Origin of the sequence: Chroococcidiopsis sp. (genome assembly GCF_051657925.1) — a bacterium.
GTDB lineage: Bacteria > Cyanobacteriota > Cyanobacteriia > Cyanobacteriales > Chroococcidiopsidaceae > Chroococcidiopsis.
The window spans coordinates 1-6,313 of sequence record NZ_JBOFLP010000296.1; the positions used below are offsets into that span (position 1 = coordinate 1).

The window sequence follows — 6,313 nt, forward strand, 5'->3', positions numbered from 1 at the left end:
TTTTTATCGCTAGTTTGAACATTTAATAATAAATAAGCTGGCTGGGGGTTTTGACTAGCCAATGATACTTGAAGTTTGTGAGATTTATTGGTAAAAGATTGCGATGCGATCGCGCTGACGAGTTGACCTTGGCGATCGCTCATTTCTATAGTGAGCGTAGCACCATGACAGGTTTTGCCAAATAGAGTCACTTTACCTGTGACTTGGGTGCGGTTGGTTAAAGTTCCCAAATACAAGAACGATATTGGTTGTATTCCTCTTTCTCGGACGGCATACGCTAGTAATCTATAGGTACGGGTGATGTTTTTAGTAACTTTGTTGTCTTGCCATAGATGACTCAAACTCATCCAATCCAACTGTCCCCCAGGACGCTGCCCAATTCTCTGTTGCATGGTGGCAAGGGTGTGGATTGCCGTTTCTATGGAAGTAGGACGCAAACGCCGATAAATACTCACAACAGCACCATCAGCTAAGCGAAACTTTACGGGTAAAAGCTGAAAATCTTTGGCTATTTCCCAATTTTGCCGAAAAGCATCAGAGACAACTGTAACAACATCATGTTCTTTGAGAGGTAGCCACTCTCCTACGACTGGAACTTTGGTAAAGTCACTCTCAAAATTTGGTAATGGGTGAGGAATAACGACATACTCTGCTTGTAAAAGTCTTTCTACAGGATAAAAATCTTGAGAATCAACTTGAGGCACGCCTAGCAACAGTAAATTATCTCGCTCGTTTTGTTTATATGCACTACGTTCGACTGCCCGCACCATACCACTATTAAGCTGCAACCGCTGGAAACCAACAATATAAATTGGGTGTTTATTAGTCGCCATTTGACGTAAGTAAGCGACTAACCGAATCACCTCATCGTAATCTGCCCGAACTAAGGGAGGAATATTCAGCGTCCATAGGGAACGGAGTGAATGCTGAAAATTGCCAATGGGCGTGAGGGCGATCGCTAAGTTACTCGCAAGATAACAAACAACTATGCCTAAAGCAAGATGACGAAATTTTCCCTTGAGTCTTAAGTAAGCTGTCCAAACACCGCTAGCTAACCCCAGTACCACAATTGGGGTTAGATGGAGGCAATAAAACACGTTGGCATAGCGTAAGAGAATCAACCATTCTACTGTCGAGACTACGCCAAATAGCCAGATGAAACTAAATGCCGGGAGATATAAGGTACGAGACAAAATTCCAGCTAAAAATCCGATCGCGGCAAGTATCAGCGTTGCCCATCCAAAATAAGCAGCGTAGAGTTCGACAATTGTATTAATTGGGAAACTCCAAGAAGCATACAGTCCTCGATAATCTGTAACCAGCGCGTTATAAGTAAACTGCCAAGCGATCGCCGCGATCGTGAAAAAACAAATGATGGCAATTAAACCAATCTTTACTGCAACTTGCCGTAATTTCTGCCACGCTAGTTGTGGTTTTATACGTTTAGTCGTCAAGAAAAAGATTGATGCTTGCAGAGACATTGCAACTAAAACAGCGATCGCTCCGTAAGTAAAATGACGACGAAAGAGAATCGCCAATCCCAACAAAACTCCAATTACTGGTACGCGCCACCAGCGTTTAAGTCTCATATCTTGCAAGTAGATCCAAACCGCTAAACCAATTAGTACAGCTCCTCCCGTATCTGGAATGCCAAGAAAAGTTGGTATCCAATTGATAGGAATTAATAAGCTGAAAATTGCTGTCGACCAAAAAACAGCCAGAGAATTGACTGAAATCAACCGCGTCCCCAAACCTCCCATCACCAGAGAAAAAGGCAGTAAATAAATGAGTGCTAAACCGATTTGATAAACCGATCGCGACTCACCAAATAGTAGGATAAGTGGTACTAATGGCAGAGTGTAGATTTTATTTCGTTCTGTTCCTAGCGATTGCAAAAAGTTGCTAATACCTGCGGATGGAGATTGACGAAAGGCATTAGCAACCTCGATAGTTTTGTAATACCAATCGATCCACCAATGAAAGTTACGTTCGCTAGATGTATATAGTACTGTGGCGATCGCGGTTAGCAGTACTAACAAGGCAAACAAGCTCAAATTGACTGAATGCCAATTGACTGAATGTCGAAGCCGGACGGTGGGCATATTTAATCGAAAGCAATCTTCAACCTACAGTAAAGGTGGGCGTTGCCCACCCTATTTATTATTAGCTTCAACCTACAGTAAAGGTGAGCGCTGCTCACCCTACTTACTATTAGCCCCCCTTGTGAAGGGGGGATGGGGGGATCTCGTGTTGCCCCCCTTGTGAAGGGGGGGATGGGGGGATCTCGTGTTGCCCCCCTTGTGAAGGGGGGATGAGGGGATCTAAAACTATGCTATGCTAACGAGCGATCGCGCTGTTGTTGATGCTGCAATGCCGCATAAAGACGATTCAGGGCATTGACGTATGCCTGGGCAGAAGCAACGATAATGTCTGTATTCGCTGCATGACCGGAATAGACTTTATCTTCGTAACGCAGTCGGATCGTGACTTCCCCGATTGCATCAATTCCCGCCGTCACGGACTGGACGGAAAATTCGATTAACTGATTGGGGACGTTCACCACCCGATTGATCGCCTTATATATAGCATCCACGGGTCCCGTTCCGATCGCTGCATCGGTGAGTTCTTCACCATCTTGAGTCCGTAAGGTAACAGTTGCAGTCGGACGAGTGCAATCGCCACAAGATACTTGGACTAATTCTAAATGAAAGACTTCTGGAGTCGTCTTGATCTCGTCGTTGACAATCGCCTCTAAATCCCAGTCGGAAATATCTTTTTTCTTATCCGCTAAGTCTTTAAACCGTAAGAAAGCTTTGTTTAATTCTGTTTCTGACAGGTTAAAGCCCAATTCCTGCAAGCGCGAACTAAAAGCATGGCGACCGGAGTGTTTGCCTAAGACGATTTGATTATTGGTTAAACCAATTGACTCGGCATCCATGATCTCATAGGTGAGCTTATTTTTGAGAATACCATCTTGGTGAATGCCGGATTCGTGAGCGAAAGCATTTGCTCCGACAATTGCCTTATTCGGCTGCACTAGCATTCCTGTCAGGTTGGAAACTAGGCGAGAAGTGCGGTAAATCTCCCGCGTATCGATATTAGTTAGCGGTGCTTCTGATTCTGCCGGACGACCTAAAAAGGGGTTAAAGTATTGCCTGCGGACGTGCAGCGCCATCACGATTTCTTCTAGCGCTGTATTCCCAGCCCGTTCGCCAATGCCGTTGACGGCACACTCTAGCTGTCTTGCCCCATTTTTCACAGCTTCGAGAAAGTTGGCAACGGCTAAACCAATATCATTATGACCGTGGACGGAAATAATGGCGCAATCGATGTTAGGAACATTTTCTTTAATGCCTCTAATTAATGCCCCAAATTCGCTCGGAGTCGTGTAACCAACAGTATCGGGGATATTAATCGTCGTTGCTCCAGCCGCGATCGCCCGTTCCAAAACTTGATACAAGTATTCTGGATCGGTGCGGGTAGCATCCATAGTTGAGAATTCCACATCGTCCATAAAAGACTTAGCGTAAGCCACCATTTCCTCAGCGATCGCTAAGACTTCGGCTTTCGATTTTTTCAACTGATATTCTAAGTGAATATCTGATGTGGAAATAAATGTATGAATTCTGCCTTTAGCGGCTGGCTTAAGGGCTTCGGCTGCGGCTTTAATGTCAGCTTTAATTGCCCTTGCCAAACTACAAACGATCGGTCCGTCAATCGTCCCGACTTCTTTAGCAACTCTTGTCACTGCCTCAAAATCGCCAGGACTAGCAAAGGCAAAACCTGCCTCAATCACGTCTACTCCCAAGCGAGCTAGTTGACGGGCGATCGCTAATTTTTCATCGACATTCAGCGTTGCCCCTGGACACTGTTCGCCATCCCGCAACGTAGTATCGAAAATTATGACCCGCTCTGTTCCCAATTGATTGTCCATAGATTTACCAGACATTTATCCCTGTTTTAGCTATTAGTAATCGTATAAAAAACACGCACCACGCATCACGCACTACGTCACAGCTAATGCGGCGCGAAGACGCTTCACCGCCCGCTGCTTCTCCACTTTTATCTAATAATCAGCTTTTTCAATGGATTCTCTAATATCATTTAGATCGATGTAGCGATCGGTAGCATTCCGTAACTCTCTGGCAATCATTCCTTCTGTAGATACAACTGTAATATGAGTATTTTTTGACCTTAATAATTCTATAGCTCTCTCGAAATCTCCGTCACCGCTAAATAAAACTACGCGATCGTACTGATCTACTGTATTAAACATATCTACTACAATTTCTATATCCAAGTTCGCTTTTTGCGAATAGCGACCTGAGGTATCGTCGTAGTACTCTTTTAAAATTTTAGTGCGAACGGTGTATCCCAAACTAATGAGTGCATCCCGAAAACCCCTTTGATCTTGAGGATCTTTCAACCCAGTGTACCAAAAAGCGTTAATTAGTACTGTATCTGGCTGCTCTTTCCTAAAGTACTCCAGCACCCTTCTCGGATCGAAAAACCAACCATTTTTCTGTTGTGCGTAGAACATATTGTTCCCGTCTACAAATATAGACAGACGGTTCATCATAGAACAAGGCATAGAAACTTAATACCTAGAAATTTTCCAAAAACTCTTTAACGCCGAATTCTCAATTATAACAATTTTTTATGCATCACTTTATGAATTGTATGTTATGGATCTCAATCGATTTTACATTTATCCTTCCTAAGTTTTAGTGAGAATCTCGTCTGGGAAGTTCAACCATGCTTGCTAAACCTTTACCAGGTTAGCTTAAGCGCAACACCTATTTTTAACATCTACCTTTAAATTAACTAAATTCGCAGTTAATTTTATCAGTTGGTTGGTAGTTTCCACAGTTCAGACCGAACGTAGTTGTCACTATAGACAGCTGGCGATCGCAGAAAATGCCACATTGCGCGTAAAATTCTCATAAATTCCAATTGGATGAGACAGGTTTTCTCCCTAGATAGGGAACTCTAACTAGTAGGGTCAGACAGTCAAAAAAGAAACTAGGGCGATCGGTAGAGTTTGATTGTGTGGTTTAGTGTATGGCAACTAGTCACAACTTGAAAGTTCCCTTGTTGGAAGCTCCTTGTTAACTGTCTCTATCCTCTAACTCCCAGTCTGACATAACTATATGGGACAAGATCGTACACTGTCCGATGTACAAAAGATACCATCGCTGCTTCAGAAGAGTCAGTTTTTCCGATACTTCCGCTGGGAGCAACTCATAGCCGGATTTTGGGGAGTAGCTGCGGCAGTAGCTACAGCCACTAATGGGACATTAGTACAAATGATGGAGTACCAAACCCAGGCGCTCTTTTTTGAAATTCGAGGTGCTGTTGTACCACCAGAGGATATTGTTATCCTGACAATTGACGAGCAATCTTTATCAATTCCTCAACAATACTATCAAACTAACCCTCAACAATATGCTGCTCTCAAGCCCTTGCAAGCTTGGCCCTGGCAGCGAATTGCTTACGCTCAAGCGATCGAGCGATTAATGATAGCAGGAGCGCGTGCTGTTGCTTTAGACATAGTCTTTGCATCCCCTAGCAGCTATGGAAGTGCAGACGATCGCGAATTTGGGAGAGTGTTACAACGCTATGCTGGCAGAGTTACCCTAGCAGCGGAGTACGAGCAATCACAATTGCGCCAAGGTATTATCATTCAACTCACCAAACCGATTCGTTTCTTGTGGACAAAGCCAATGTCGGTTGGTTTTGTCAATTTCCCCCTAGAGTTAGATGGTAAAATTCACAGATTTTCTAGCGAATTTCCTTTAAGTTTGGCAACAAAAGATCGACAGCAATTCGATAATTATGCAGCTATGGGGGTAGAAATGCCCTCTTTTGAGCAAGCGGTGGCATCTTCAATTCGTAATTGTAGGGGCGCACAGATGTGCGCCCCTACTTCCACTAAAGGCGATCGCATTTATTTCTACGGACCTGCGGGAACGTTTGAATATATTCCTTTTTGGCACGTCCTCGATGCCGATAATTGGAACACGTACTTGCAACAGGGGCGTTATTTTCAGAACAAGATCGTGATTGTTGGAGCAACAGCTGCTTCGCTGCAAGACTTTCACAAAACACCTTTTTCCTACAGTTGGTTCTATCCCAAACCGATGCCAGGAGTAGAAATTCAAGCCAATGCGATCGCCACGCGGTTACAGCAAAGAGCCGTCGCCTTAGCAATTCCCAATCCTTTTTTTCAGGGGTTGTTGGTGTTGCTATTAGGCGCTGGAACGACAATTGTGCTAGCAAAAACTCAGTGCTTCAGATCTCAACTAGGATGGAC

The 6,313-nt window shown here is 44.0% G+C and carries 4 protein-coding genes; 1 reads left to right on the plus strand and 3 read right to left on the minus strand.

What is annotated here, in order from left to right:
• The 3 genes from ACRC32_RS24125 to ACRC32_RS24135 all read right to left on the minus strand — a co-directional run.
• Positions 1 to 2,102: hypothetical protein (locus tag ACRC32_RS24125; protein ID WP_438556356.1), on the minus strand; the 2,102-nt coding region annotated here is incomplete at its 3' end.
• A gap of 230 nt (positions 2,103 to 2,332) precedes the next feature.
• A complete protein-coding gene (locus ACRC32_RS24130; protein WP_438556357.1) occupies positions 2,333 to 3,934 on the minus strand; it encodes a 2-isopropylmalate synthase in 1,602 nt (533 codons plus the stop codon).
• Positions 3,935 to 4,066: 132 nt separating this feature from the next.
• A complete protein-coding gene (locus ACRC32_RS24135) occupies positions 4,067 to 4,591 on the minus strand; it encodes a LabA-like NYN domain-containing protein (protein WP_039714205.1) in 525 nt (174 codons plus the stop codon).
• Positions 4,592 to 5,150: 559 nt separating this feature from the next.
• Here ACRC32_RS24135 and ACRC32_RS24140 point away from each other — a divergent pair.
• Positions 5,151 to 6,313, plus strand: a 1,163-nt coding sequence (locus tag ACRC32_RS24140; protein ID WP_438556358.1) for a CHASE2 domain-containing protein, incomplete at its 3' end; no start/stop codon positions are given.

Excerpts from the sequence above, each read along its gene's own strand:
- ACRC32_RS24130 (WP_438556357.1), bottom strand. The coding sequence starts at position 3,934 with ATGGACAATCAATTGGGAACAGAGCGGGTCATAATTTTCGATACTACG.
- ACRC32_RS24135 (WP_039714205.1), bottom strand. The coding sequence starts at position 4,591 with ATGCCTTGTTCTATGATGAACCGTCTGTCTATATTTGTAGACGGGAAC.